The organism is Blastococcus sp. TF02A-30 (assembly GCF_003319185.1).
Classification (GTDB): Bacteria; Actinomycetota; Actinomycetes; order Mycobacteriales; family Geodermatophilaceae; genus Blastococcus.
On the sequence record NZ_QOHJ01000008.1, the window covers coordinates 22,257 to 47,680 of the forward strand.

Below are 25,424 nucleotides of genomic sequence, written 5' to 3' on the forward strand. Positions count from 1 at the left end.
GCCGCTCGGGCCAGGGCGCGCTGACCGACTTCCTGTTCTTCGGGTCGATGCTCACGGTGATCGGCGTCCTGCTGGTCCGCTCGTCGGAGCGGCAGGAGCGCATGATGGCGGCGCTGCGGCGACAGGCCGACGTCGACGCGCTCACCGGCCTGGTCACCCGCCGTGTCCTGGACGCCGCGCTGACCGCGGCCCTCGCCGCCCCCGGCAGCCGCGACCGGGTCGCGCTGGCGGTCATGGACGTCGACGACTTCAAGGCGATCAACGACCGGCACGGCCACCCCGTGGGCGACGACGCGCTGGCGCACCTGGCGCGCGTGATCGGCGCGCAGACCCGCATGGGCGACGCCGTCGTGAGCCGGCTGGGCGGCGACGAGGTCGCGCTGCTGCTCACCGGGTGCACGCCCGAGGTGGCCGCGCGCCGCGCCGGGCAGATCCTCGAGGCCGTCCGGTCGACGCCGCTGGTCCTGCCCGACGGATCGCTCCTGGCGCTGTCGCTCAGCATCGGCCTGGCCTCCGCGCCGCGCACGGCCGCGACCTGCGCTCGCTCTACGCCGCGGCCGACGAGGCGCTCTACGCCGCGAAGCGGGCCGGCCGGGACCGGGTCGCGGTCGCCGCCTCCTGACTCACCGGATCCGCCGGGCCGCCGCCAGCAGCGTCGGCACGGTGAGCCGGCCGTCTGCCAGGCCGAGGTCGGTGACGTCGTCGAACACCCGCTGGTCGTGCGCCGCCGCGCGGAAGGTGGCGTCCATGAGGCGCGGCCAGCGGCTCAGCGCGGCGGCGGCCGAGGAGTGCCGGAGGTGCCGGCCCAGCCGGCGCCGCAACGCCGTCCGGTAGGACCGCCCGGCCTCCGCCCCGTGCGCCGCCGCCGCTCCCGCCAGGGCGCCGGAGAGGACGGCGTAGAAGATGCCCTCCCCGGTGAGCGGGTTGATCAGCGAGGCGGCGTCGCCGGCGAGCAGCACCCGCCCGTCGGGCTGGCGCGGCCGGCCGGTCGACAGCGGCAGCCGGTGCGCGCGCAGCTCGGCGGGCGCCACGCCGGGCAGCAGCCGGTGCAGGCCCTCCACCAGGGCGGCCCGGGTGGCCCCGCCCGACACCAGCTCCCCGTAGCCGACGTTGGCCCGGCCGTCGCCCAGCGGGAACGACCACGCGTACGCCGGCCAGCGCTGCTCGGTGGTGGCGATGACCTGCACGCCGCGGTGCTCCGGCAGCTCCGGCGCGTAGCCGCGGATGGCCACGGCCAGCCGGTCGGGCGGGTTCGGCGCGATGCCCAGTGCGCGCCGGACCACCGACTCCGCGCCGTCGGCGCCGACCAGCACGCCCGCGGTCAGGACGCCGTCGACCTCGACGCGCCCGTCCCCGGCGGTGATCCGCCGGACCCGGTGCCGCCGCAGCTCCGCACCGGCGCGCACGGCGGCGGCCAGGACCCGCTGGTCCAGCACCTTCCGGGGGACGTCGTGCGCCGGCCGGCGCAGCGGCCGCTCGACGCCGGCCCCGCCGGGGGAGCGGAGCCGCAGCCGCGGGACTGGTGGGAACCCCTCCGTCACGGTCGCGGGGTCGACGCCGAGCCGGGCCAGCTCGTCGAGCGCCTCGGCCGCGATGCCGTCGCCGCACACCTTGTCGCGCGGGAAGTCCTCGCGGTCCAGGACCAGCACCCGGGCCCCCGACCGGCGGGCGGCCAGCGCGGTGGCGGCGCCGGCCGGCCCACCTCCGACGACGACGACGTCCCAGTGCTCCACCCGCCGAACGCTAGGCAGGGCAGGGGCGTCCGGCGACCCCGGCGCGATGATCACGAAGAGGTCACGGGCCGGTGAGACCCTTGACACAGGTATGTAAGGACGGTGTCCTAACAAACATGACGGCCCTCGGGGAGAGCACGCGGCAGCGGCGACTGCTGCGCCCGACCGCCAAGGTGCTGCCCGAGCACGCCCGCGCGCACAACCGGTCCCTGGTCCTGCAGCAGCTCTTCCACGACGGCCCGCGGTCCCGGGCCGACCTCGCCCGCACCACCGGGCTGACCCGCGTGACCATCTCCGACCTGGTCGGCTCGCTGCTGTCCGAGGGGCTGGTCACCGAGCTGGGCACGAGCGCGGAGGGGCGGCCCGGCAAGCCCGGCACCCTCGTGGGGCTGCGCACCGACGGCTTCTCCGTCGTCGCCGTCGACCTCGCCGACGACGAGCGCATGCACGGCGCGGTCCTCGACCTGTCGGGCACCGTGCTGGAGCGGCGCTCGGCGGCCGTCGAGGGGCGCACCGGCGCCGCCGCCGTCGAGGCGCTGCTGGAGCTCTGCCGCGAGCTGGTCGCGGCCGCCCCCGAGCAGGTGCTCGGCGTCGGCGTCGGCTCGCCCGGCGTCGTCGACCCCGACGGCACCGTCCTGCAGGCGCCCAACCGCGACTGGTTCGACCTGCCGCTGGCCTCCCAGCTGGCCGGGGCCCTCGGCGTCCCGGTGCACGTCGCCAACGACGCCAACACCGCCGCGCTGGGCGAGTTCACCTACGGCGGCGCCTCGGGCGGCGGGCTGCTCGTGCTCACCGTCGGCGGCGGTGTGGGCGCCGGCATCGTGCTCGACGGCGTCCTGGTGCAGGGGCACGAGCACGCGGCCGGCGAGATCGGGCACGTCACCGCGGTGGACGAGCGGGACGACGTCGACGGCGCGCCCCTCGGCCGCCCGGCCCGCTGCGCCTGCGGCCGGTCCGGCTGCCTGGAGACCGTGCTGTCGGTGCCGGCGATGCGCCGCCGCGTCGAGGGTCTGGACGCCGAGGGCCGCGCCGCCGCGCTCGCCTCGGTGGGCCGCCGGCTGGGGATCGTGCTGGCGCCGGTCGTCAGCGCACTCAATCTCTCCGAGGTCGTGCTCAGCGGACCTCGGGAGCTCCTGGACGGGCCCCTGCGCGATGCCGCGCTGGGCGCTCTCCGCGAGCGCACCATGCCGGTCGTCAGCAGCTCCCTGCAGCTGCGGATGACCTCGCTCGGCGAGGACGGCGCCCTGTCCGGGGCCGCGGTGCTCGTGCTGTCCGGCCAGCTCGGGGTCTCGTGACGACCCCGAGCCGGCCAGTTGCAGGTCGGAGAACCACACCCCAGTGGCGGCGCTGTCCGGCACCGTCCGCGCTTCGGGAAGGAACCCCAACATGAAGAGGGTACGCAGAGGCGGCCTGGCCGCCCTGAGCGTCGGCATGCTCCTGGCCGTCGCCGCCTGCGGCGGCGGAGAGGACGACGCAGCGGCGAGCGGAGACGAGGAGATCACGCTCTGGCTGGCGGGCAGCGACACGCCGCAGGAGCTGCGCGACTACCTGGTCGAGACGTTCGAGGCGCAGAACGAGGGCGCCACGCTCGTCATCGAGGAGCAGGACTGGAACGGCCTCGTGCCGCGCCTGCAGACCGCCCTGGCCTCGGAGGACCAGACCCCCGACCTGGTGGAGATCGGCAACACCCAGAGCCCGACCTTCACCAACGCCGGCGCCTTCACCGACATCAGCGACATGGTCGGGGACCTGGGCGGCGATGACCTGCTCCAGGGCTTCGTCGAGGCCGGGTCGGTCGACAGCACCGTCTACGCGGTGCCGTACTACTCCGGCGCCCGGGCGGTCTTCTACCGCAAGGACCTGTTCCAGGCGGCCGGCATCCAGGTGCCCACCACGCTCGAGGAGTTCGGGGCCGCGGCGAAGGCGCTGCAGGCCGCGAACCCGGGCGGGGCGCCGAACTTCTCCGGCTTCTGGTTCCCCGGCCAGGACTGGTACAACGGCATCGCCTGGATCTACAGCGCCGGCGGCGACCTGGCGGAGAAGGACGGCGACCAGTGGGTCGGCGCCCTCTCCAGCCCCGAGTCGCAGGAGGGCCTGGCCGCCGTCCAGGACCTGTTCGCCAACGCGACCACGGCCCCGCGCGACGCCGACTCGGCCGAGCCGTGGATCCCGTTCAACAACGGCGAGGCGGCCATGTTCTCCGCGCCGACCTGGGCCCGCTGGAGCATCGACCTGCCCGAGTGCAACAAGGGCGTCGACCCCGAGGACGAGTCCGAGGCGGGGAAGGCGCTGCTCGCCGAGCAGCAGGCCTGCAACGAGGAGAAGACCGGCATCTTCCCGCTGCCGGGCAACGCCGCCGGCGAGCCGGCCACGGTCTTCGCGGGTGGCTCGAACATCGCCATCCCGGCGAAGTCGCAGAACCAGGACCTCGCCAAGAGCCTGCTGGAGATCATCTTCAGCGAGGAGTACCAGACGATGCTGGCCGAGAACGGCCTCATCCCCGGCAACAGCAGCTACGCGGACGCGCTCGGCGACGACGTCTACGCGCAGGCGGCCCTGGCCGCGGCGCTCGACGCCAAGCTGACCCCGCCCGCCGAGCGGTGGGCCGAGGTCGAGGGCGACCGCATCCTGGAGGACTTCTTCCAGGAGATCGCCGGCGGCGCCGACCTGGCCGAGGCGTCGGCGAGGGCGGACCAGCTGATCACCGAGACGCTCAACTGATCCGCTGACCCGGTTCCCGGGGGCGCGACCGCCTCGCGCCCCCGGGAGCCGCCTCTCCTCGGAGCCCGCCATGACCGCTCCCCGCACCACCCCGGCGCCGCCGGCCCCGCCGGTGTCGACGCCGGCGCCGGACGTCCCGGTCGAGCCGGCTCCGCGCCCCGTCGTCCGCGCCCGGCCCCGCCCGTTCCGCGCCCGGCTCTCCCCCTACCTGCTGCTCGTCCCGGCCCTCGTGCCGGTCGCGGTCGCGCTGGGCTGGCCGCTGCTGCGGCAGTTCGTCATCTCCTTCCAGGAGTACGGCCTGGCCCAGGAGTTCGGCCAGCCGGCCGAGTGGGTCGGGTTCGACAACTACACCGCCCTGCTCTCCGACCCGTACGTCTGGGGCGTCATCGGCCGCTCGATCGCGTTCTGCCTGGTCAACGCGGCGCTGACCATGGTCGTCGGCGTCGGGCTGGCGGTGCTGCTCACCCGGGTCGGGACGGCGGCCCGCACCGTCCTGCAGGTCGGCCTGCTGCTCGCGTGGGGGACGCCGGTGCTGGCCACCATGACCGTCTGGCAGTGGCTGTTCGACTCGCAGTACGGCGTCATCAACTGGCTGCTCGCCGGGCCGCTCGGCGCCGAGGGCATGCGCCAGCACTCCTGGATCATCGAGCCGGCGTCCTTCTACTTCGTCGCCACGGTGATCGTGGTCTGGATGTCGGTGCCGTTCGTGGTCTTCAGCGTCTACGCGGGCCTGCTGCAGGTGCCCGACGAGGTCATGGAGGCCGCCCAGCTGGACGGCGCCGGCCCCTGGCAGCGGCTGCGCCACCTGCAGCTGCCCATGGTGAAGCCGGTGCTGATGATCGTCGGCCTGCTCCAGGTCATCTGGGACCTGCGGGTGTTCACCCAGATCTACGTGCTGCAGCGGGCCGGCGCCCCCACCCGGGAGACGCACCTGCTGGGCACCTACATCTACTCCCTGTCGAAGGAGTTCTCGATGGCCGGCGCCATGGCCACGATCATGCTGGTGATCACCCTCGGGCTCACCGTCTTCTACATCCGCAGGATGCTGCGGGAGGACGTGTGAGCACCGCCGTCCCGACCCGGGCCCGCGGCCGGCGCACCGGGGGAGCGGGTCGCCGGGCGCTGGGCGCGCTCGCCGTCGTCCTCGCGCTGGTGTGGGTCTTCCCCATCTACTGGATGGTGAGCAGCGCATTCCTGCCGACCAATCGGCTGCGCACTTCGGAACCGTCGTTCTTCCCGGTCGACGGAACGCTCTCCAATTTCCGCCGGGTGTTCAGCGACGGGACGTTCTTCGACGCATTTCGCGTGTCCCTCGCGGTCACCGGGATCACGCTGGTCGCGGCAATCCTGTTCGCTTTCCTGGCGGCGCTCGCGGTGAGCCGGTTCCGTTTCCGGGGGCGCAAGTCCTTCATCGTCACGATCCTGGTCGTGCAGATGATCCCGGCCGAGGGGCTGTTCATCTCCCAGTACCGGCTGCTGGACGACTGGGGCCTGGTCAACGCCGTCCTCGGGCTGACCGTCGTCTACGTGGCGGCGATCCTGCCCTTCACCGTCTGGATGCTGCGCGGGTTCGTCAGCGGGGTGCCGATCGAGCTGGAGGAGGCGGCCATGTGCGACGGCCTGTCCCGCACCGGCGCCTTCTTCCGGATCACCTTCCCGCTGCTGGCGCCCGGGCTGGTCGCGGCCGGGGTCTACGGGTTCCTGCAGGCCTGGAACGAGTACACGCTGGCGCTGGTGGTCATGACCGACCCCGAGCAGCGGACCCTGCCGCTGTGGCTGCAGGGCATGGTGGAGGCCAACAAGGCCACCGACTGGGGCGTGATCATGGCCGGGGCGACGCTCATCTCGGTGCCGGTGATCGTCTTCTTCCTGCTCGTCCAGAAGCGCATGAGCGCGGGGCTGGTGGCCGGGGCGGTGAAGGGGTGACGGCGGACCGGCCTCCGCGGGGGACGTGGTCGGTCGGCCTGGACGTCGGGGGGACGAAGGTGCTGGGCGTCCTGCTCGACGAGCGGGCCGTCGTCCGGGACCGGCTGCGGGTCCCGACCCGGCGCGGGACCGCCGGTGTGGTGGCCGCCGCGGCCGACGTCGTCGAGCGGCTGTGCGCCGGGGCGGGGCTGGCGCCGGCGGACCTGGCCGGGGTGGGCGCCGGCGTGCCGGGGCTGGTCGACCCGGGGACCGGCCGGCTCTCCTACGCGGTGAACCTGGGCATCCACGAGCCGGACGTCGATCTGGCGCCGATGCTGTCCGCGCGCCTGGGCGGGGTGCCGGTCGTGGTCGAGAACGACCTCAACGCCGCGGCGGTCGGCGCGGCCGCGGCGCTCGGCCTGCGCGGCGACCTCGCCTACCTCGCGCTCGGCACGGGCGTCGCCGCCGGGCTGCTGCTGGGCGGCGAGCTGCGTCGCGGGGCCCGGGGCGCGGCCGGGGAGATCGGGCACGTGCCCTACGACCCGACCGGGCCGGCCTGCCCCTGCGGGCAGCGCGGCTGCCTGGAGCTGTACGCCTCCGGCTCGGCGATCGACGCCGCCTGGACCGCGCGCGACGGCCGGCCCGCCGCGACCGACCTGTTCGCCGCCGCCGCGGCCGGCGACGCCGGAGCGGTGCGGATCCGCGACGCGTTCGCCGACGCCGTCGCCGCGGCGGTGCGGCTGCTGGTGCTCACCTGCGACGTCGAGCACGTCGTCCTCGGCGGGGGAGTCGCCGAGGTGGGCCGGCCGCTGCTGGACGCCGTCGCCGCGCGGCTGCGCCGCCAGACCGCCGGCTCGCCGTTCCTGCGCAGCCTGCACATCGCCGAGCGGCTCCAGGTGACCCCGCGGGACGTGCCGGTGGCGCCGATGGGGGCCGCGCTGAGCGTCCGGCGGCCGTCGCTCGCCGTCCGAGAGGGAGCATCCTGACCCCGTGGAGGTGGTGATCCTTCCCGACGCCGACGCGGTGGCGCGGCTGGCGGCCGACCGGGTCGCCGCGGTGGTGCGCCGTCGTCCCGACGCGGTCCTCGGCCTGGCCACCGGCTCGTCGCCGACCGGCACCTACGCCCGGCTGGCCGCGGCCGTGGCCGCCGGCGAGCTCGACCTGTCCCGGGCGTCCGGGTTCGCGCTGGACGAGTACGTCGGCATCCCGCGGGAGCACCCGGAGAGCTACGCCTCGGTGATCCGCCGGACGGTCACCGAGCCGCTCGGCATGGACCCCGCGCGGGTGCACGTGCCCGACGGGCGGGCGGCCGACCTGGCGGCGGCCGCCGAGGAGTACGACCGGGCGATCGCCACCGCCGGCGGGGTGGACGTGCAGCTGCTCGGCATCGGCGCCAACGGGCACATCGGCTTCAACGAGCCGACGTCGTCGTTCGCGTCGCGGACCCGGATCAAGACGCTGGCCCCGCGCACGCGGGCGGACAACGCGCGCTTCTTCGACGACCCGGACGAGGTGCCCACGCACTGCCTGACCCAGGGGCTGGGCACGATCCTCGAGGCGCGCGAGCTGCTGCTGGTGGCGCAGGGCGAGGCGAAGGCCGAGGCGGTGGCCGCGGCCGTGGAGGGCCCGCTGAGCAGCATGTGCCCGGCGTCGGCGCTGCAGCTGCACCGCCGGGCCGCCGTCCTGGTCGACGAGGCAGCTGCCTCGCGGCTCCGGCTGGCGGACTACTACCGGTACACCTACGCGCACAAGCCGGGCTGGCAGGGCGCCTGACTCAGCCGGTCACCCGCCGGCCGCCGGCCCAGACCGCGCGCACCCGCCAGTCGCGGTCCAGGACGACGGCGTCGGCGGCCATGCCGGGGGCGAGCCGGCCGAACCGGTCGTCGAGCCCGAGCGCCCGCGCCGGGGTCGCGGTGAGGGCGGCGACCGCCTCGGCGGGGTCGAGGCCGAGGACCTCGACGGCGGTGCGCAGGGCCGCGTCCAGGGTGAGGGTGGAGCCGGCCAGCGTGCCGGTCCCGGCGAGCACGGCGACCCCGGCGGTGACCTGCACGTCCTGGTCGCCGAGCCGGTAGCCGCCGTCCGCCGCCCCGGCCGCCGCCATGGCGTCGGTGACCAGCGCGACCCGGCCGGGCGCGGCGGCGAACAGCACCCGCGCGGCGGCGGGGTGGACGTGCCGGCCGTCGAGCACCAGCTCGAGGGTGACCCGCGGGTCCTCGAGCGCCGCGCCGACCGGCCCGGGCGCGCGGTGGTGCAGGCCCGGCATCGCGTTGAACGCGTGCGTGAGCAGGCTCGCGCCGGCGTCGACCGCGCGGGCGGTGAGGTCGAGGTCGGCCTCGGTGTGCCCGACGGCGACGGTGACGCCGGCGGCCGCGAAGGCGCGCACGGCGTCCAGGCCGCCGGGCAGCTCGGGGGCGAGGGTGATCTGGCGGAGCACGCCCCGGCCGGCGTCCAGCAGCCGGTCGACGGCGGCCGGGTCCGGGGGCCGCAGGTGCCGGGTGTCGTGCGCCCCGTGCCGGGACGGCGCGAGGAACGGGCCCTCCAGGTGCGCGCCGAGCACCGCCGGCTCGTGCGCGGCGACCTCGGCGACGGCGGCCAGCCCGGCGGCCAGCCGGTCGAGCGGCCCGGACACCAGGCTGACCAGCGAGCGCGTCGTCCCGTGCGCCCGGTGCAGGGCCAGCGCACCCCGGATCGCGTCGGCGCCGTCCTCGGCGGAGTGCCCGCCGCCGCCGTGCACGTGCAGCTCGACGAAGCCGGGGGCGAGCCACGCGCCGTCGAGGCGCACCACCTCGTCGGCGGGCGGCGGGGCGCCGGTGCCGGTGCTCTCGACGACCGCGCCGGCGAACCGCACCCAGGCGTCGTCGACCACGCCGTCGGCGTCCACCTTCCGCGCCCCGGCCAGGACGGTGCTCGGCTCAGCCACGGAGCGCCTCCGCCGCCGCGTCGGTGCACGCGCGGGCGGCGCCGTGCGTGGCCAGCGCCGGGCCGGGCACCAGCCGCAGGTCGTCGGGCAGGCCGAGCGCGACGGTGACGGCGTCGGGTCGCTGCCCGGTGAGCGCGCGCAGCCACGTCTCCTGCCACGGGCTGCGGCAGGCGTCGCGGACGGCGACGACGAGCGGCCGGCCGGCGGCGCGGGCCAGCACGTCCTCGGCGGACGGGCCGGGTTCCCGGACGGTCACCGGCTCGGCCATCAGCCCGAGGGCGTCGAGCGGCTCGGCCAGGCTCCACTTGGCCTCCCCGACGGCCATGTTCGCCTCCGCCCGCAGCTCGACGACGACCGCGGGCGCCGGGAGCGGGACCAGGTCGCGGCTGCGCAGCGCCCGGCGGGCGGCTTCGGCACCGATCCCGTCGCCGTCCTCGGCGGGCGGCGCGGCGGCCGCCGCCAGCCGCTCCCGGAGCGCGGTCACCCGTCCGGCCGCCTCGCGCAGCCGTTCCTCGGTCAGCGTGCCCGCGCGGAGGTGGGCGGCCACGGCCGCCCGGATCGCCGCGCAGTGCTCCTCGCCGTCCTCCGCGCCCACCAGCAGCAGGTCCGCGCCGGCGGCGAGGGCGAGGGCACCGGCCTCCGGGATGCCGTGCGCGGCCCGGACACCGGCCATGTCCAGGGCGTCGGTGACGACCACCCCCGCGAAGCCCAGCTCGCCGCGGAGCAGGTCGACCAGGATCCGGCGGCTGAGGGTGGCCGGCCGGTCGTCGAGCGCCGGGAAGACGACGTGCGAGGTCATGACCAGGTCCGCCCCGGCCGCGACGGCGGCGGTGAACGGGGGGAGCTCCCGGCCGCGGAAGACCGCCTCGTCGACGTCGATGACCGGCAGCCCGAGGTGGCTGTCGACGGTGGTGGCGCCGTGCCCGGGGAAGTGCTTGGCGGTGGCGGCGACCCCGGCCGCGCGCAGCCCGCGGACCGCGGCAGCGCCGTGCCGCGCCACCAGCGCGGGATCGGCGCCGAAGGAGCGCACGCCGATCACCGGGTTGCGCGGATCGCTGTTGACGTCCACCGAAGGGGCGAAGTCGACGGCCACGCCGACCCGGCGCAGGTCGCGGCCGATGGATCGCGCCACCGCCTCGGTGAGCGCCTCGTCGTCGACCACGCCGAGAGCCAGGTTGCCGGGGTAGCGGCTGCCCGTGAGGTACTCCAGGCGCGTGACGTCGCCGCCCTCCTCGTCGAGGGCGACGAGCGCGTCGGGCCGGGCGGCGCGGACCGCCGCGGTCAGCTCGGCGACCCGGGCGGTCCCGTCGGCGGCGCCGGCGAGGTTCTGGCCGTAGAGGCACACCCCCGACAGCCCCTCGCCGAGCGCGTCCGGCACCCATTCCGGAACAGCCGTGCCGGCGAATCCGGGCATCAGGCAGCCATTCACCAGCGCGTCGATCTCGGACATGGCCCTCTGCTCGTCGTCGGGGAGGTGTCGCCATTTCCGGCGCGGCGGTGATCATCGCACGGAAAAGGTGTCCCGGGGAGAGCGGAAATGGCCGGCGCGCGCCATTCCGGGTCAGCGCGAGAGGAGGGCGCGCCAGCCGTCGCGGTCGTGGACGACGGGCTGCGTGGTGTCGATGAACTCCAGCAGCGCCCGGGCGAAGCGCTCGGGATCGGCCAGGTGCGGCCAGTGCCCCGCGTCGCGGAACACCTCGACCCGGGCCGACGGCACCAGCCGGCGCACGGTCTCGGCGTGCTCGGGCGGCACGATCGGGTCGCGGTCGCCCCACATGACCAGCATCGGGATGGCCTCGGCCAGGTAGAGCCGGTCGATCGCGGTGACCGACTGGCCGCGGGCGTCGACGACGCTGCGCAGCGTGCGCAGGAACGCCCGGCGGGCCTCGACGTCGTGCAGCGCGAGCATCGCGTCACCGGCCTCGGCGAGGTCCCGGGCCCGGTGCCAGCCGATCGCCCGGCCGAACGCGTCCAGCAGCCGCATCCCGGTGCGCAGCGGCAGGGGCAGGTGGGTGAGCGCCGTGAGCACGGCCTCGCTGCCCGGCAGCGTCGCCGCGCGCAGCGGCAGGCCCAGCTCCGGGCCGAGGCCGCCGCTGCTGACCAGCACGAGCCGCTGGCACCGCTCGGGGAACTGGTAGGCGAACTGCAGCGCGATGCCGCCGCCGAGGGAGTGCCCGACGACGGTCACCTGCTCGATGTCGAGCACCGAGAGCAGGTCGCGCATGCCGTTGGCGTAGCCGGCGACGGAGTAGTCACCGCGCGGCTTGTCCGAGGAGCCGTGCCCGAGCAGGTCGGGCGCGATGACGGTGTGCGAGGCGGCCAGCCGGTCGATGACGCCGGCCCAGGTCTGGGCGGTGTTGCCGATGCCGTGCAGGAGCAGCAGGGGTGGGCCGTCGCCGGCGCGCACGAAGGCGCGCCGGTGCCCGTGCACCACCCGGGACTCGCGCGGCAGCGGCGTCGACGGCACGGCCCCAGTGCACCACGGATCGTGTTGCCGAGGGGTTACACCTTCTGCCACTTGCGGCCGGGGTGCCGGTAGCCCTCGACGAAGCGCAGCAGCCCGGCGGCGTCCTCGACCACGCCGAGCGCGTCGAGCCGGGCCGCGTCGAGGTAGCCGTCGTCCACCATGCGGCGGAGCTGGGCCAGCAGCGGCTGCCAGAACCCGTCGACGTCGACCAGCGCCGTCGGCTTGGCGTGCAGGCCGAGCATCCCCCAGGTCCAGGCCTCGAACAGCTCCTCGAGGGTGCCGGCGGCGCCCGGCAGCGCGACGAAGACGTCGGCCAGGTCGGCCATCACCGCCTTGCGCTCGTGCATGGACTGCACGACCTCCAGCCGCGGCAGGCCGGGGTGGGCCACCTCGTCGTCGACCAGGTGCTGCGGGATGACGCCGACGACCTCGCCGCCGGCCGCCAGCGCGGCGTCGGCGACCACGCCCATCAGCCCGACCTTGCCGCCGCCGTAGACGATGCCGACCCCGGCGCGGGCCAGGTCGGTGGCGAAGGCGGCCGCGGCCGCGGCGTGCGCGGGCGGACCCGCGTGCGATCCGGTGAAGACGGCGACCCTCACGCCCCGCCGCCGTAGTACCGGTAGACCGGCTCGGCGATGCAGACCGGCTTGTCGCCGCCCTCGCGCTCGATGACGCAGCTGAAGGTGAGCTGCTTGCCGCCGGTGATCTCCTCCACCCTGGTGAGCGTCGCGGTGAGCCGGAGCTTCGCGCCGACCGGCACGGGGGAGGGGAACCGGACCTTGTTGAGGCCGTAGTTCACGCCCATGGTCGTGTCGGTGACCGTGAGCACCTGGGTGAACAGCACCGGCAGCATCGACAGGGTGAGGTAGCCGTGCGCGATCGGGCCGCCGAAGGGGCTCTCGGCGGTGGCGCGCGCGACGTCGACGTGGATCCACTGGTGGTCGCCCGTGGCGTCGGCGAACAGGTTGACGGCCTCCTGGGTGACCTCGACCCAGCCGCTGGTGCCCAGCTCGCTGCCCTCGAGCCCGGACAGCTCGGCCATCGTCGTCGTGGTGCTCATGCCTGGGGTTCCTCCGTCGGACGCGCGGGATGCCTCCTGCAACCTAGTGCTCCGGGTCGTCCGGGCTCCGGGAGCACCGGCGTCGCGGAGCCGGTTCACTGGAGGGCGTGGAGTCGACCGACGGCTGGACGTTCTGCGCCCAGGGGCACAAGCACTGGGGGCGCGCCGGCGCGGCCGGTCTGTTCCTGCACCGCGACGACGGCGACGGGGTGGAGGTCCTGCTCCAGCACCGCGCCTGGTGGTCGCACCACGGCGGCACCTGGGGGACGCCGGGTGGTGCGCTGCACGTGGGCGAGACGCCGGCCGACGGGGCGCTGCGCGAGGTGGAGGAGGAGCTCGGCCTGACCCGCGACGACGTCGTCCTCGGGGCGCGCTCGGTGGACGACCACGGCGGCTGGGCCTACACGACGGTGCTCGCCCGGCCGTCCCGGCCGATCGCCGCCGCCGAGCTCCGGCTGGACGGCGAGAGCGACGGCGTCGCCTGGTGGCCGCTGGCCGACCTGGACGCCGTCGCGCTGCACCCGGGCCTGGCGGCGTCGCTGGACCGGCTGCGGCCGCTGCTGGGCGGGGCGGGGTAGCGCGTCAGGTGTGATGCGGTACCGCCCGGGGCACTGGCACGGAGCACCCTGCACCACCCGAGCACCCCGAGGAGCCGGCCCTGTCCCGCCCTGCACGTCACCGAGCTCCCGACCGTCGGCGGGCGGCGCGCCTCCTGCTGGTGCTCGCCGCCGTGTGCGCGGCGCTGCTCGTCGCCGCGCCGCTGGCCGCCGTCCTGTCCGGCGGGTCGGGCGGCACGTCGACCAGCACGCCGGACGACGACGTCTTCACCGGCGGCACGGGCGAGGGCGGCGGTGCGGGCACGCCCGGCGGCGGCGGTGGTGGTGGCGGCCTGGCCACCGAGTCCGCGCAGCGGCCGGCGCCGGACGCCCCGGGCGCACCCGCCGGCGGCGGCACCGGTTCCCCTGACGTGGGCGGTGGCACGGCGGTGGGGGACGGCGGCTCCGGCGGTGGCACGACCGGCTGGACCGCCGGGAGCGGTGCGGGGACAAGTGCCGCGGTCCCACCGGCATCCGGCGGAGCGGCAGCCGCGGTGCCGGGCACGAGCGCCGGCCGGCCGGCGGCCGAGCCCGCACAGCAGCAGCCCGCCCAGCAGCAGCCCGCCCAGCAGCAGCCGACCCAGCAGCAGCCGCAGCAGCCCGCGCCGCAGCAGCCGGCGCCGCAGCAGCCCGCTCCCCAGCAACCGTCGCCGGCGCCCGAGGAGGACGCCGCCGGCGTCCCCTGCCCCTGCACCGTGATCAACGGTGTGCTGGTCAGCCTGTCGCGGCTGGTGAACGGCGTGCTGCCGCCGGTCGGTGGGCTGCTCGGCGGCTGAGCCCGCGGGCTAGGTTCGGGTCATGACCGCGCGCGACGACGTCTCCGAGATCTTCGACAGCTCCGCGTGGCGGCCGGTCGAGGGCTTCGACTTCAGCGACATCACCTACCACCGCGCCGTCGACGCCGGCGTCGTCCGGATCGCCTTCGATCGGCCCGAGGTGCGCAACGCCTTCCGGCCGCAGACCGTCGACCAGCTCATCACGGCGCTGGAGCACGCCCGGCTGTCCACCGACGTCGGCTGCGTGATCCTCACCGGCAACGGCCCCAGCCCCAAGGACGGCGGGTGGGCGTTCTGCTCCGGCGGCGACCAGCGGGTGCGGGGCAGGTACGGCTACGAGCACGCCGAGGGCTCCAGCGGCCGGCTGCACGTCCTGGAGGCGCAGCGGCTGATCCGGTTCATGCCCAAGGTCGTCCTCTGCGTCGTCCCCGGCTGGGCGGCCGGTGGCGGGCACAGCCTGCACGTCGTCGCCGACCTCACGCTGGCCAGCGCCGAGCACGCGCGCTTCAAGCAGACCGACGCCGACGTGGGCAGCTTCGACGGCGGGTTCGGATCGGCCTACCTCGCCCGCCAGGTGGGGCAGAAGTTCGCCCGCGAGATCTTCTTCCTGGGTGACGAGTACTCCGCGGCCGACGCGCACGCCATGGGCATGGTGAACCGGGTCGTCCCGCACGCCGAGCTGGAGGCGACCGCGCTGGAGTGGGGCCGGAAGATCGTGGCCAAGTCACCCACCGCCCAGCGGATGCTGAAGTACTCGTTCAACCTGATCGACGACGGCCTGGTCGGCCAGCAGCTGTTCGCCGGCGAGACGACCCGGCTGGCGTACATGGCCGAGGAGGCCGTCGAGGGCCGCGACGCGTTCCTCGAGAAGCGCGACCCCGATTTCAGCCGCTTCCCCTGGCACGTGTGACGAGTGGCCGATCAGCTTTCGGTACCGAAAGCTGAGGGGACGAACCAGCTCTCGGTACCGAGAGCTCGAGCAGGGGAGGCCGGAGTGATCGTCGAGGTGATCACGGGGGCGGACGAGCGCCCGGAGGCGCGGGTCGTCGACGTCGACGACCTCGGGCGGCTGCACCTGGCCCTCGGCCAGGTGACCGACACCGAGGCCGCCGAGGTGCTCGAGCGCTCCGGCCTGGGGCGCCTGGCCGATCCGCAGACCGCGTGGCTGGACGCCGCCGCGCTGCGGGCCGCCGCGGAGCCCCGGGCGACCGCCGGCGACTGGATCCAGCAGTGGGACGCGATGGTCGCCCAGGCGCGCAGCCAGGGCTGGCTGTCCGACGACGGCGCCAGCATCAAGGTGCACGTCGAGAGCGCCGCCGGCGCCTGACCTGCGGTGCCTGTCACGCAACCCTGCGTTGCATGACCTTTCATGCAGGTCAGCGACTCGGGGAAGAGTTCACGCCCGGTCATTGTGGTGACTCCACCTGACAGGCAAGTATGTCGCGGTGCAGATGACCCACCGGGACCTGGATCGGCCATGACCGGAACTCCGGGACGCCCGCTCAGCGCCGAGCTGTCCGAGCAGCTGCTGTCCGTCGCCGTCGACATCCTCGCCGACGAAGGCTGGGGGCGGCTGAACAGCGACCGCGTCGCCGCTCGCGCGCGGGCGGGCAAGGCCGGCATCTACCGCCGGTGGCCCACGATGGCCGCCCTCGCCCGCTCCGCCGTCTCGCGGTTCCAGCTGGTCCCGGTGCCGGAGGACACGGGCTCCCTGGGGTCGGACCTCCGGGCCCTCGTCGACCGGTGGGGCACCCCGCTGGACCGCGAGGAGCGCGCCGTCGCCAGCATCGTCGGCGCCGCGCGGCACGAGGAGGACCTGCGCGCCGGTCTCGACGCCGCGCTGGTCGCCCCGCTCGCCGCCGCGGTCGCCGAGATCGGTGCGCGCGCGACGGGCCGCGGTGAGGAGATCGCGCCGGCCCGCCTGGCGCTGCTCGGGTCGGTGCTCGAGGCCTTCTGGTGGCAGCGCTTCACCGCGGCCGGTGACGGCGCGATGCTCGCCGAGCAGGTCGACCGCGTCGTCGACGAGGTCCTCGTCCCGCTGGTGCGCCCCGCGGCGGAGTCCGTCGCCGCCTGACCGCGTCGCCGCCTGACCGCCGCCTCAGCCCGCGCGGCGCCCGGAGGCGGCGGGGAGCGCCCGCCCGTGCAGGCGGTGCGCCTCGTCGTGCAGGTGCCCGAGCACGCGGTCGGCGACGTGCTCGACCGCGGCGCTGACGGTCGCCGCGTCGGTCTCGCCGGTGACCACCCGGCCCCGGTTCTCGACGATGAGCACGCGCACGGCCGACAGCCACATGGCCGCGACGAGCGGCGCGGTGACCTCGGGCGGGAACGCCATCGGCCGGCCGGCTGCCTCCTCGTCCCGCCAGGCCTCCAGCAGAGCCGCGGCGAGCCGGCGCTCGGCCTCGGCGGCCAGCTCCCGCTCGCGGGCCCGGAGCGTCTCCGACGCCTCGACGGTCGCCACGTAGGACCGTCGCTCCGCGCAGGCCAGCGAGCCGAGCTGCCCGGCGACCAGGGCCAGCAGGTGATCGCGCAGCGCGGTGAGCGGCGAGGTCCCGGGCGTCCGCGTCCGGACGGCCTCGGCGGATCCGGCCACCCACGGGGTGCGGCCGTCGAAGAAGAGCTCCTCCTTCGTCGCGAAGTGGTTGAAGACGGTCTGGACGGCGACGTCGGCGTCGCGGGCCACGTCGGCGATGGTCATGGCGTCGAACCCCCGCTCGGCGAACAGCCGGTGGGCGGTGCTGCGGACCAGCTCCCGGGTCCGTGCCTTCTTCGCCGCGCGCCGGTCGCTGAGCTCACTCACGGTGTGGATCTTAGCGACGGAAAGTATCGGGTGCTCGTGCTGGAACCGGGCGTTATCGATATCTCTCGTCCCGTCGTGGTGCGCCCGCGTCCTCCAGCACCGTGCGCCGCCACGTGCCCACCAGCACCGCGAGGTCGATGACGTCCAGGTCGGCGGCGACGTCGGCGATCGTCGTCCGCCACGCGCGGGGCGCACCCGCCGGGGGTACCGGGTGCTGCAGGTCGTAGGTGGCGTCGGCCTCGCGCACGACGGCCGCGACGCCGGCATCGGCGGCCGCCTCCTCGCGCAGGCCGCGCAGCGTCACCTCGAACAGGCGGGTGCAGGACACCGAGGCGCCCGGGTGGGCGGGCCCGGCACCGGGTGCGGGCGCGAGGACGGCGCCGCAGCCGGGGCAGACCTCGGTCGGGGCGGCGTCGTCGTCGGGCACCCGCCCGATGGTGCCGCACCCGGAGCGGCCAGGCACGATGGCCGCCGGACGACCAGGACGACGACGTCGAGCGAGAGGGGCCGCGGGATGCGGACCAGGGCAGCGGTGCTGCGGGAGCCGGGCACGGACTACGAGATCGTCGAGCTCGAGGTCCGCGATCCCGGACCGGGCGAGGTCCTGGTCGAGATGGCCTACGCGGGGCTGTGCCACTCCGACGAGCACCTGCGGCACGCCAACCCGGGTGGCCGGTACCCGATCGTGGGCGGGCACGAGGGCTCCGGCGTCGTCACCGCCGTGGGGCCGGGCGTCACCGGCGTCGCCCCGGGCGACCACATCGTCACGAGCTTCCTGCCCGCCTGCGGGCACTGCCGGTTCTGCGCGTCCGGCCGGTCCAACCTGTGCGACAAGGGCGCCACGATCGCCACCGGGCTGCTGCCGGGCGGCCGGTACCCGTACACGCTCGACGGCGAGGAGCTGGGCGGCTTCTGCATGGTCGGGGCCTTCGCCCGGCACACCCTGCTCAGCGAGTTCTCCTGCGTGAAGATCGACCCCTGGCTGCCGCTGGACACCGCGGCGCTCACCGCCTGCAGCGTGCCCACCGGCTGGGGCTCGGCCGTCTACGCGGGCGGCACGCGCCCCGGCGACGTCGTCGTGGTCGTGGGCCTCGGCGGCGTCGGCGTCAACGCGGTGCAGGGCGCGGTGCACGCGGGCGCGATGCACGTCATCGGCGTGGACCCGGTGGCGATGAAGCGGGAGTTCGCCGAGACGGTGGGCGCGACCCGCACCGTGGCCTCGACCGACGAGGCGGTGGGCCTGGCCCGCGAGCTGTCCCGCGGCACCGGCGCCGACGTCGTCGTCGTCACCGTGGGGAAGATGTCCGCCGAGGTCCACGACGGCGCGGCGGCATGCCTGGGCAAGGGCGGCACGCTGGTGCTCACGGCGCTCGGCGACCGCCCCTCGGACGGGCGGGTGACCCTGAACGGGCAGGTCACCACGGTGTTCGAGCACCGGGTGCAGGGCACGATGTTCGGCTCGTGCAACCCGTTCACCGACATCCCGCGGCTGCTGCGGCTGCACGAGGAGGGCCGGCTGGAGCTCGACCGGCTGATCACCCGCCGGTACCCGCTCGACGAGGTCAACCAGGGCTACCGCGACCAGGCCGCCGGCGAGACCGTCCGCGGCCTCCTCGTCCACGCCGGCTGACGCAGCTTTCTGTACCGAAAGCTGCGTTTCCGGCGCAGCTTTCGGTACAGAAAGCTTCATTCGGGGCAGTGGCGGCGCATGAGCTCTCCGCGCATCGCCGTCCTCGATGTCGACGGCACCCTCGTCGACACCAACTACCAGCACGCGCTCGCCTGGTACCGGGCGTTCCGGTCGCTGGGCGAGACGTTCCCGGTCTGGCGGATCCACCGGCTGATCGGGATGGGCGGTGACCGGATGCCGGCCGCGCTGGGCGGGGACGAGCTCGAGGAGCGGATCGGTGACCGCGCCCGCGAGCGCTGGACCGAGGAGTTCGACGCGATGATCGACGAGGTCGCCCCGCTGCCGGGCGCGCGGGACCTCGTCGTGGCGCTGCGCGACCGGGGGCACCGCGTGGTGCTGGCCAGCTCGGGCCAGGCGGAGCACGTCGACCACTCCCTGGACCTGCTCGACCTGCGCGACCTCGCCGAGGCGTGGACCACCAGCGCCGATGTCGAGTCGAGCAAGCCCGCGCCGGACCTGCTGCAGGTGGCGCTGGAGAAGCTCGGTGAGCCGGTGGACGCCCCGAGCGTGATGATCGGCGACTCGGTGTTCGACGTGGAGGCCGCCGAGAAGGCCGGGATGCCCGCGCTGGTCGTCCGCTCCGGCGGCTTCGGGGACGACGAGCTGCGCGCGGCCGGCGCCGTCTCGATCCACGACACCCCCGGTGACCTCGCCGCCGCGCTGGACGACCTCGACCTGGGCTGAGCTCACGCCCGGCCGAGGAGGCGCAGCATCTCGGCCGGGTGGTCGGTGATGATCGCGTCCGGCCCGAGCTCGCGGGCCAGCTCCATGTCGGCCGGGCGGTTCACCGTCCACACGTGCAGCTGCTTGCCGGCGGCGTGCGCGTCGGCCACGAACCCGGGGTCGGCGCGCAGCACGGCGATCGAGGGGCCGAGCGCCGTCGCCGCGCCCGACAGCAGCTCCCGGCGCACCGGGCGCAGCCGCTTGCCGATCAGCTGGACGGTGGGGACGCCGGGGGCGAGGTCGTGCATCCGGCGCACGGCCAGCTGCGAGAAGCTCATCACCCGGACGGCGGGGCGGCCGGCCCACTCCACCGGCCCGGCCGAGCCGAGGAGGCCGAACCGGCGCAGGCAGGCGACCAGCTCCTCCTCGACCTTGCGGGTGTGCCGGGTCGGGTGCTTGGTCTCGATGGCCAGGCGCACGGTGCCGGGGGTGGCGGTCACGTAGTCGAGCAGCCGCTCCAGGGTCAGCACCCGGCCGTTCTCGACGTCGGGCTCGTCGGTGACCGAGGTGATCTCGTCGTCGGCCCACCGGCTGCGGCCGCGCGGCCGGCGGGCGCCGAAGTGGAACTGCTCCAGCTCGGCCAGGTGCATCGCCGAGACCACGCCGCGGCCGTTGGAGGTGCGCCGGATCTGCCGGTCGTGCACGCAGACCAGGACGCCGTCCCGGGTGAGCCGGACGTCGCACTCGACGGCGTCGGCGCCGAGCTCGGCGGCGAGGCGGTAGGCGGCGAGGGTGTGCTCGGGCGCGTCGCTGGTGGCGCCGCGGTGGGCGACGACCTCCGGGGACGTCACCGGGGGAGGGAGGCGATCGGCACCCGGGGATCCTCACCCGAGGGCCGGGCGTGGCGCGAGGCGACCCGCGGATCAGCCCGCCTGCAGCATCCGGTACTCGGGGATCGAGGCCATGGGCGGCCGCTCGTCGATGTCGACGGCGCTGCTGCGCGGGACGAAGCCGGTGCCGTCGTGCCGGAACTGGGTGAGCAGCCCGCTGGCGGCGGGGGCGCCGCTGCGGGCGAGCACGGTGGCCACCACCTGCGCGGCCATCGCGCCCAGCGCCTCCTGCGACTGCGAGGTGTGCCGGCGCTCGCCGAGGTCGACCTGGGCCAGCGAGCCCAGCCCGCCCTCCCGGAGCAGGTCGACCAGCAGGCCGACCTCCACGCCGTAGGAACCGACGAACGGCACCTGCTCGAGCGCCGAGCGGCGGCCGGCGTACTCGCCGCCCAGCGGCTGGACGAAGCCGGCCAGCTCGGGCCACAGCGCGTTGAGCAGCGGCCGGGCGGTGAGCTCGGTGACCCGGCCCCCGCCGGCCGGCACGCTCACGCCGTCGACCTCCAGCGGGCGGGTGTAGCAGCCCTTCACGTACTGGACCTGCGGCTCGGTGAGCAGCGGCCGCAGCAGGCCGGGCACGTAGTGGGCGACGTCGCCCTTGAGGTCGGCGTCGAGGAAGACCAGCAGGTCGCCGGAGGTGGCGGCCAGCGACTTCCACAGCGCCTCGCCCTTGCCGGGGCGGGTGCCGTGGCCGGGCAGCACCTCGGTGGTGGCGACGACGTCGGCGCCGGCGGCCCGCGCGACGGCGGCGGTGGCGTCGGTGGAGTCGGAGTCGACGACCAGCAGCTCGTCGACCAGCGGCACGCGGCGCACCCAGCGCTCGGCGAGGTCGGTGACCAGGCGGCCGACCGTCGCCTCCTCGTTCCGCGCCGGCAGGACCACGCTGACCCGGTGCCCGCCCCGGCGCTTGGCGTGCAGCAGCGCGGGCACGTCCAGCCCGGCCAGCGAGGTGGCGGACGACGTGCGGCTCCGGAACCAGGCGCGGGCGTCGGGTCTCATCGCCCCACTGTCGACGATGAGCGCCGTCCCCCGCCAGGACGGCGGGCCGTGTTCACGCGTTCGTCACGGGGATGTCGGCCACGCGGACGGGGCTACTCCAGGGTGCCGGTGTGGATGACGTCCTCGGCGACGTCGCGCAGCTTCTCGTTGCGCTGCATGCTCGCGTCGCGCAGCGCCTCGAAGGCGACGTCCTCGGCGATCTTGCGGGTGGCCATGAGGATGCCGATGGCCATGCCGATGCGCCGGTTGGTGGCCAGCGCCGCTTCCAGGTTGGTGGTGTGCTCGATGGCGGCGGCCAGCTCGCCGCGCAGCCGGGTGACCTCGGCGGGGAGGAAGACGTGCGGGGCCCCGTCGAGGACGGGGACGTCCTCGACCCCGGTCCGGGGGGTCGAGGAGGGGTCGCCGGAAGGCGGACGGATCAAAGCGGATGTCCCAGGCGCGAGATGCCGAAGAGGCGATGACTCCTTGCGCCGCCTCTTGGACGCCCGGTGCCCGCTCACGTTACCAGCGCTCAGGACCGAGCGGCCAGGTCAGGGGCGAGCGGCGCCGATCGGGTCGTCGGCCAGGGCGGTGCGGCTCTGCTCGCCGACGGCGGCGCCGTCCCCGGTCGGCTCGGGGTGGCCGAGGTCGGTCAGCCAGCCGCGCAGCACCCGGTGCAGGTGCTCGGCGCCGACGATCTCGCCGGGGTCGGCCCACGCGGCCGGGTGGGTGAGGAAGCCGTGCTGCTGCGGGCCGCCGAGTCCACCGTGCGAGCCGACGTGCGGCTCGAACGCCGAGGCCTCGTCGGTGGCCGGGTCGTACCGGCTGTTGATGACGACGTCGGCGCAGTGCGGGAAACCCGAGACGCGGGCGACCAGCGCGGGGGCGTGCGGGCCGTAGGGCAGCAGCGGATCGGTGCCGATCACCACGCCGGTGGCCAGCCGGTGCAGCCCCTCCCGGCCCAGGACGACGGGGCCGAACTCGTCGGAGTGCACGAGCACGAAGCCGACGCCGTCGTGGTCGACCAGCCCGGGCAGCAGGTCGGGCCAGTGCCGCTCGATCTCCTCCAGCGACGCCCGGCCGGGCAGGTCGGGGAAGGAGACGAGCGCGGTGTGGCCGGAGACGGCGCAGACGACGCCGGGTGCCACGCGGGGCACCTCGCCGGCGGCGGGCTCCAGCGGGTGGTCGTGCCCGGCGGCGCCTTCCACGCGCTGCCGCAGCCGGCGGGCGATCGGCCCGCTGCCCTCGGCCAGCGCCGCCCCCAGCTGCCAGTTCTCGGTGGTGCGCCGGCTGTCGCGCGGCCCGGTGAGGTGCCGGCGCAGCGGCTCGGCGGGGTTGCCGCACAGCGCGCCGACCAGCTCCTCGATCGAGTGGCCGAACCGGTCGGCGAACGCCCAGCCCTGGGTCTGGCCGTGGTCGGAGAGGCAGACCAGGTGGTACTCCCGCGGGGCCAGGGCGCTGGCCCGGTGCAGCCGGCCGATCTGCTGGTCGATGCTGCGCAGCACCTCGAGGGTGTCGAACCGCTCGACCCCGGAGTGGTGGCCGACCTCGTCGTAGCCCAGGAAGTCGGCGTAGACCACCGGCCGTCCGTCGAGCATGTCCTCCAGCAGCGCGGAGACGACGACGTCGCGGGAGATCACCGTCGTCCCGGCGCGGGCGAACGGGTACAGCCCGCCGCGCGGCACCCGTGGGCGGACGTCGGCGCGGCGCTGCTGGGCGGCGGCCCGCAGCTCGCGGTGCACGTCGACCAGGGAGACGCCGAGGGTGCGCAGCGCGTTCACCGGGTTGGCGAAGTAGGCGTAGTACCCGGCGCCGACGCGGTCGCGGCCCCGCCGGCGCCGCCGCGCACCGGCGGGGACGACGTGCGACAGCGAGCTCATGGTCAGGCTGACGAACCGCGCGTCGCCGGTGAACAGGTTGCCGCGGCCGGCGCCGTCACCGGCCAGCAGGCCCCGCCCGTCGGAGTGCCGGCGCTCGACCTCGGCGGCGTCCCGGGGACGGGACACCTGCACCAGCCGGTCGTGCTCCTTCTCGTACCAGCGGAAGCCGGGGATGTCGTGGTTGGAGCCGTGCAGGATGCCGCAGACGCTGGCGCCGGTCTGCGAGCTCCAGTCGGTGTGCCAGGGCCGCAGCACGTGGCTGCCCTCGCGCAGCCACGCGGCGAGGGTGGGCATCGTGCCGTCGCGGACGGCCCGTCGGGCGACGTCGTGCCCGAGGCCGTCGATCTGCAGGAAGAGGACGCCGGGCGGGAGCTCCTCGCGGGAGCGGCCGGCGGCCCGGCGGCGGGCCCGGCGGAAGAAGATCTCGTCCTCGTCGACCGCGAGCAGGCTGTTGACCACCCCGGAGACGGCGGCCATGGCCACGGCGACGACGACCGAGGTCGTGAAGCTGTGCACCTCGACGCCGGGGATCGCGGAGAAGATGCCGAGCACGCCGGCGCCGAGCAGCAGGAAGCCGCCGACCCCGAAGGTGAACAGGGCCAGGGGCAGCGCGATCCGCAGCACCAGGGGCCAGACGGCCGCGGTGAGCACGCCGAGCAGCAGCGCGGCCACCGGCGGCTGCCACCACGAGCGCATGGCGAAGCCGCTGAGCCAGCGGTCGAGGGCGATCAGCGCGCCGGTGGCCGCCGCCCAGGTGAGGACGACGCGGGCGAGCGCGCGGCCGGTTTGCAGCAGCCGGCCGGTGGGGGCGGGTGCGCTCATGCGGGCTCGCAGCGCGCCGGCTCGGGCTCGGGCTCGGGGACGGCGCGCCGGCGGCGGGCGCCCACGAGGTTGAGCACCGCGCCGACCAGCAGCACCAGCAGCGTGGCGGTGAGCACCGCGACCAGCGGGGAGTCGAAGATGCCGCCGCTGACCACGCCGAGCAGCGCGTAGGCGAGCGCCCACAGCAGGGCGGCGGCGGAGGAGGCGGGCAGCAGCCGGCGCCAGGGGTAGGCCAGCGCCCCGGCGGCGAGCAGCACGGGGATCCGCCCGGCGGGCAGCAGCCGGCCGACGACGATGATCTGCCAGCCGTGCCGGCGGAACTGGCCGCGGACCTCCTCGATCCGGTCGGCGTGCTGGCCGCGGGACACCCAGCGCACGGCGGCCGGCCCGCCGGAGCGGCAGACCGCGAAGGTGATCAGGTCGCCGATCAGGGCGCCGGCCGTGGCCAGCGCCAGCACGGTGGGCAGGCCGAGGTCGTTGCTGGTCGTCGCGAACGCGGCGGCGGAGCCCACGACGGCGCCGGTGGGCACGACCGGCACGACCGAGCCGACCAGCACGCCGAAGAAGACCAGCGGGTAGCCGACCGACGAGGCGGTCTCGGCGGCGGCGGTGAGCGCGCTCACGATTGCACCCCCGGCGAGAGCGTCACGGTGTCGCCCGGCTGCGCGACGACCACGGTGGTGTCCAGGCCGCGGGCGGCGACCTCGGCGGCGAAGGTGCGCGGCGGCTCGGTGAGCAGCCGGCGCATGCGGGTGCGCAGCGGGCTGGGCAGCCGGGTGGTGCCGCGGGGCGCGAGCGTGCCCCAGTGCACCGGGACGGCGTAGCGGGGCCGCAGCCGGGCGACCGCCTCGGCCGCCGCCACCGGGTCGAGGTGCCCGGGGCCCAGGTTGAGCCCCCAGCCCCACACCGGCAGCACGGCGACGTCGACCCCGCGCTCGCCGAGCAGGTGCATGCCGTCGTGCAGGCCGGTGTCGCCGCTGAGGAAGACCGACCAGCTGTCGCCCTCGACCAGGTGGCCCAGGGCGGGGGAGTCGGGTCCGGAGGTGAGCCGCGGGCCCCACCGGTGCCCGCTGTGCCGCGCGGCGACGGCGGTGACCTTGAGCCGGCCGTCGGTCAGCGACTCCCCGGGGGAGAGCTCCGCGACGTGCGCGAACCCGTGCCGGCGCAGCCACCGGCCGGCTCCGCGGGGGGCCACGAGCCGGACGTCCGACCCGAGCAGCCGCAGCGAGGGCAGGTGCAGGTGGTCGGCGTGCAGGTGGCTGAGTAGCACGAGGTCGACCCCGGCGCGCACGGCAGGCTCCGGGGCCGGCACCACCCGCCGCAGCGGGCCGACGCGGGAGGTGAGCAGGGGGTCGGTCAGCAGGCTGCGCCCGGCCAGCTCGACGCGCACCGTCGAGTGGCCGACGAACCGCAGCTCCGGACCTCCCACGCGGCCAGTATTCGCCGGAGGGGTGACGGAGCCCAGGGACCAGGCGCGGAACCGGGGGTGTCCCCGACCGGAACCAGGGATCACCCCGACCCGGCTCCCG

The 25,424-nt window shown here is 75.7% G+C and carries 27 protein-coding genes and 1 pseudogene; 14 read left to right on the forward strand and 14 right to left on the reverse strand.

Features of this window, described 5'->3' with window-relative positions:
• Positions 1-104 precede the first annotated feature (104 nt).
• Positions 105-476 (forward strand): annotated as a pseudogene (locus DQ241_RS21480) (GGDEF domain-containing protein); the annotation flags it as partial.
• Positions 477-623: 147 nt separating this feature from the next.
• Here DQ241_RS21480 and DQ241_RS17415 read toward each other — a convergent pair.
• Complete coding sequence (locus DQ241_RS17415) at positions 624-1,733, reverse strand: NAD(P)/FAD-dependent oxidoreductase (RefSeq protein ID WP_113831486.1); 1,110 nt, start codon at positions 1,731-1,733, stop codon at positions 624-626.
• Between the two features lie 116 nt (positions 1,734-1,849).
• Here DQ241_RS17415 and DQ241_RS17420 point away from each other — a divergent pair, with 116 nt between their 5' ends.
• The 6 genes from DQ241_RS17420 (at position 1,850) to nagB (ending at position 8,132) form a co-directional block, all read left to right on the forward strand.
• On the forward strand, positions 1,850-3,028 hold the full coding sequence (locus DQ241_RS17420; protein WP_113831487.1) for an ROK family protein: 1,179 nt from the start codon (positions 1,850-1,852) through the stop codon (positions 3,026-3,028).
• Between the two features lie 91 nt (positions 3,029-3,119).
• Positions 3,120-4,454: an extracellular solute-binding protein gene (locus tag DQ241_RS17425; protein ID WP_113831488.1), complete on the forward strand. Its 1,335-nt coding sequence runs from the start codon at positions 3,120-3,122 to the stop codon at positions 4,452-4,454.
• A gap of 70 nt (positions 4,455-4,524) precedes the next feature.
• Positions 4,525-5,517: a carbohydrate ABC transporter permease gene (locus tag DQ241_RS17430; RefSeq protein ID WP_113831489.1), complete on the forward strand. Its 993-nt coding sequence runs from the start codon at positions 4,525-4,527 to the stop codon at positions 5,515-5,517.
• Entirely contained in the window at positions 5,514-6,380 is an 867-nt protein-coding gene (locus DQ241_RS17435) for a carbohydrate ABC transporter permease (RefSeq protein WP_199584704.1), read from the forward strand. The genes DQ241_RS17430 and DQ241_RS17435 overlap by 4 nt, the downstream gene beginning before the upstream one ends.
• Positions 6,377-7,345: an ROK family protein gene (locus DQ241_RS17440; RefSeq protein ID WP_113831490.1), complete on the forward strand. Its 969-nt coding sequence runs from the start codon at positions 6,377-6,379 to the stop codon at positions 7,343-7,345. Before DQ241_RS17435 ends, DQ241_RS17440 begins: the two co-directional genes overlap by 4 nt.
• 4 nt (positions 7,346-7,349) lie before the next feature.
• Complete coding sequence (nagB, locus tag DQ241_RS17445) at positions 7,350-8,132, forward strand: glucosamine-6-phosphate deaminase (protein ID WP_113831491.1); 783 nt, start codon at positions 7,350-7,352, stop codon at positions 8,130-8,132.
• A gap of 1 nt (position 8,133) precedes the next feature.
• On the opposite strand, the gene nagA is transcribed toward nagB, so the two are convergent.
• The 5 genes from nagA to DQ241_RS17470 form a co-directional block, all read right to left on the reverse strand.
• The gene (gene nagA / locus DQ241_RS17450) at positions 8,134-9,279 is read right to left on the reverse strand and encodes an N-acetylglucosamine-6-phosphate deacetylase (RefSeq protein ID WP_113831492.1); all 1,146 of its coding nucleotides are present in this window, start codon (positions 9,277-9,279) and stop codon (positions 8,134-8,136) included.
• The gene (locus tag DQ241_RS17455) at positions 9,272-10,729 is read right to left on the reverse strand and encodes a glycoside hydrolase family 3 protein (RefSeq protein WP_113831493.1); all 1,458 of its coding nucleotides are present in this window, start codon (positions 10,727-10,729) and stop codon (positions 9,272-9,274) included. Before DQ241_RS17455 ends, nagA begins: the two co-directional genes overlap by 8 nt.
• Before the next feature lie 111 nt (positions 10,730-10,840).
• Entirely contained in the window at positions 10,841-11,746 is a 906-nt protein-coding gene (locus DQ241_RS17460) for an alpha/beta fold hydrolase (protein WP_113831494.1), read from the reverse strand.
• Between the two features lie 35 nt (positions 11,747-11,781).
• Complete coding sequence (locus DQ241_RS17465; RefSeq protein ID WP_113831495.1) at positions 11,782-12,345, reverse strand: TIGR00730 family Rossman fold protein; 564 nt, start codon at positions 12,343-12,345, stop codon at positions 11,782-11,784.
• A complete protein-coding gene (locus DQ241_RS17470; RefSeq protein WP_113831496.1) occupies positions 12,342-12,806 on the reverse strand; it encodes a MaoC family dehydratase in 465 nt (154 codons plus the stop codon). Before DQ241_RS17470 ends, DQ241_RS17465 begins: the two co-directional genes overlap by 4 nt.
• Positions 12,807-12,913: 107 nt before the next feature.
• Between DQ241_RS17470 and DQ241_RS17475 the strand changes: the two genes are divergently transcribed.
• The 5 genes from DQ241_RS17475 to DQ241_RS17495 all read left to right on the forward strand — a co-directional run bounded on the left by DQ241_RS17475 (position 12,914) and on the right by DQ241_RS17495 (position 16,252).
• On the forward strand, positions 12,914-13,384 hold the full coding sequence (locus tag DQ241_RS17475) for an NUDIX domain-containing protein (RefSeq protein ID WP_113831497.1): 471 nt from the start codon (positions 12,914-12,916) through the stop codon (positions 13,382-13,384).
• Positions 13,385-13,524: 140 nt separating this feature from the next.
• Entirely contained in the window at positions 13,525-14,178 is a 654-nt protein-coding gene (locus tag DQ241_RS17480) for a hypothetical protein (protein ID WP_113831498.1), read from the forward strand.
• Between the two features lie 22 nt (positions 14,179-14,200).
• On the forward strand, positions 14,201-15,088 hold the full coding sequence (locus DQ241_RS17485; protein WP_113831499.1) for a 1,4-dihydroxy-2-naphthoyl-CoA synthase: 888 nt from the start codon (positions 14,201-14,203) through the stop codon (positions 15,086-15,088).
• Between the two features lie 84 nt (positions 15,089-15,172).
• On the forward strand, positions 15,173-15,505 hold the full coding sequence (locus tag DQ241_RS17490) for a hypothetical protein (protein ID WP_113831500.1): 333 nt from the start codon (positions 15,173-15,175) through the stop codon (positions 15,503-15,505).
• 150 nt (positions 15,506-15,655) lie between these two features.
• On the forward strand, positions 15,656-16,252 hold the full coding sequence (locus DQ241_RS17495; protein ID WP_113831501.1) for a TetR-like C-terminal domain-containing protein: 597 nt from the start codon (positions 15,656-15,658) through the stop codon (positions 16,250-16,252).
• A 24-nt stretch (positions 16,253-16,276) separates the two neighbouring features.
• On the opposite strand, the gene DQ241_RS17500 is transcribed toward DQ241_RS17495, so the two are convergent.
• Both DQ241_RS17500 and DQ241_RS21165 read right to left on the reverse strand, forming a co-directional pair.
• A complete protein-coding gene (locus DQ241_RS17500) occupies positions 16,277-16,975 on the reverse strand; it encodes a TetR/AcrR family transcriptional regulator (protein WP_158545959.1) in 699 nt (232 codons plus the stop codon).
• A gap of 52 nt (positions 16,976-17,027) precedes the next feature.
• Positions 17,028-17,402 carry a hypothetical protein gene (locus DQ241_RS21165; protein WP_158545960.1) on the reverse strand — a complete coding sequence of 125 codons (375 nt, stop codon included), beginning with the start codon at positions 17,400-17,402 and terminating at the stop codon, positions 17,028-17,030.
• An 87-nt stretch (positions 17,403-17,489) separates the two neighbouring features.
• Here DQ241_RS21165 and DQ241_RS17505 point away from each other — a divergent pair, with 87 nt between their 5' ends.
• Positions 17,490-18,605 carry an NDMA-dependent alcohol dehydrogenase gene (locus DQ241_RS17505; RefSeq protein WP_113831503.1) on the forward strand — a complete coding sequence of 372 codons (1,116 nt, stop codon included), beginning with the start codon at positions 17,490-17,492 and terminating at the stop codon, positions 18,603-18,605.
• Between the two features lie 78 nt (positions 18,606-18,683).
• Positions 18,684-19,349, forward strand: a complete 666-nt coding sequence (locus tag DQ241_RS17510; RefSeq protein ID WP_113831504.1) for an HAD family hydrolase — start codon at positions 18,684-18,686, stop codon at positions 19,347-19,349.
• 2 nt (positions 19,350-19,351) lie between these two features.
• On the opposite strand, the gene DQ241_RS17515 is transcribed toward DQ241_RS17510, so the two are convergent.
• The 6 genes from DQ241_RS17515 to DQ241_RS17540 form a co-directional block, all read right to left on the reverse strand.
• A complete protein-coding gene (locus DQ241_RS17515; protein WP_113831505.1) occupies positions 19,352-20,179 on the reverse strand; it encodes a glycerophosphodiester phosphodiesterase family protein in 828 nt (275 codons plus the stop codon).
• Between the two features lie 72 nt (positions 20,180-20,251).
• The gene (locus DQ241_RS17520; RefSeq protein ID WP_113831506.1) at positions 20,252-21,214 is read right to left on the reverse strand and encodes a glucosyl-3-phosphoglycerate synthase; all 963 of its coding nucleotides are present in this window, start codon (positions 21,212-21,214) and stop codon (positions 20,252-20,254) included.
• A 92-nt stretch (positions 21,215-21,306) separates the two neighbouring features.
• Positions 21,307-21,636 (reverse strand): ANTAR domain-containing protein, encoded by a 330-nt coding sequence (locus DQ241_RS17525; RefSeq protein ID WP_113831507.1) that lies wholly within the window; start codon positions 21,634-21,636, stop codon positions 21,307-21,309.
• Positions 21,637-21,744: 108 nt separating this feature from the next.
• Complete coding sequence (locus DQ241_RS17530) at positions 21,745-23,895, reverse strand: phage holin family protein (RefSeq protein ID WP_113831508.1); 2,151 nt, start codon at positions 23,893-23,895, stop codon at positions 21,745-21,747.
• On the reverse strand, positions 23,892-24,518 hold the full coding sequence (locus tag DQ241_RS17535; protein WP_233492526.1) for a DedA family protein: 627 nt from the start codon (positions 24,516-24,518) through the stop codon (positions 23,892-23,894). The genes DQ241_RS17530 and DQ241_RS17535 overlap by 4 nt, the downstream gene beginning before the upstream one ends.
• On the reverse strand, positions 24,515-25,324 hold the full coding sequence (locus DQ241_RS17540; RefSeq protein ID WP_113831509.1) for an MBL fold metallo-hydrolase: 810 nt from the start codon (positions 25,322-25,324) through the stop codon (positions 24,515-24,517). The genes DQ241_RS17535 and DQ241_RS17540 overlap by 4 nt, the downstream gene beginning before the upstream one ends.
• Positions 25,325-25,424: the final 100 nt, after the last annotated feature.

What these genes read in the sequence shown, in the direction of transcription:
- DQ241_RS17420 (WP_113831487.1), top strand. Translation starts at nt 1,850, where the DNA reads ATGACGGCCCTCGGGGAGAGCACGCGGCAGCGGCGACTGCTGCGCCCG.
- DQ241_RS17425 (WP_113831488.1), top strand. Translation starts at nt 3,120, where the DNA reads ATGAAGAGGGTACGCAGAGGCGGCCTGGCCGCCCTGAGCGTCGGCATG.
- DQ241_RS17430 (WP_113831489.1), top strand. Translation starts at nt 4,525, where the DNA reads ATGACCGCTCCCCGCACCACCCCGGCGCCGCCGGCCCCGCCGGTGTCG.
- DQ241_RS17455 (WP_113831493.1), bottom strand. Translation starts at nt 10,729, where the DNA reads ATGTCCGAGATCGACGCGCTGGTGAATGGCTGCCTGATGCCCGGATTC.
- DQ241_RS17470 (WP_113831496.1), bottom strand. Translation starts at nt 12,806, where the DNA reads ATGAGCACCACGACGACGATGGCCGAGCTGTCCGGGCTCGAGGGCAGC.
- DQ241_RS17485 (WP_113831499.1), top strand. Translation starts at nt 14,201, where the DNA reads ATGACCGCGCGCGACGACGTCTCCGAGATCTTCGACAGCTCCGCGTGG.
- DQ241_RS17495 (WP_113831501.1), top strand. Translation starts at nt 15,656, where the DNA reads ATGACCGGAACTCCGGGACGCCCGCTCAGCGCCGAGCTGTCCGAGCAG.
- DQ241_RS17505 (WP_113831503.1), top strand. Translation starts at nt 17,490, where the DNA reads ATGCGGACCAGGGCAGCGGTGCTGCGGGAGCCGGGCACGGACTACGAG.
- DQ241_RS17510 (WP_113831504.1), top strand. Translation starts at nt 18,684, where the DNA reads ATGAGCTCTCCGCGCATCGCCGTCCTCGATGTCGACGGCACCCTCGTC.
- DQ241_RS17520 (WP_113831506.1), bottom strand. Translation starts at nt 21,214, where the DNA reads ATGAGACCCGACGCCCGCGCCTGGTTCCGGAGCCGCACGTCGTCCGCC.
- DQ241_RS17530 (WP_113831508.1), bottom strand. Translation starts at nt 23,895, where the DNA reads ATGAGCGCACCCGCCCCCACCGGCCGGCTGCTGCAAACCGGCCGCGCG.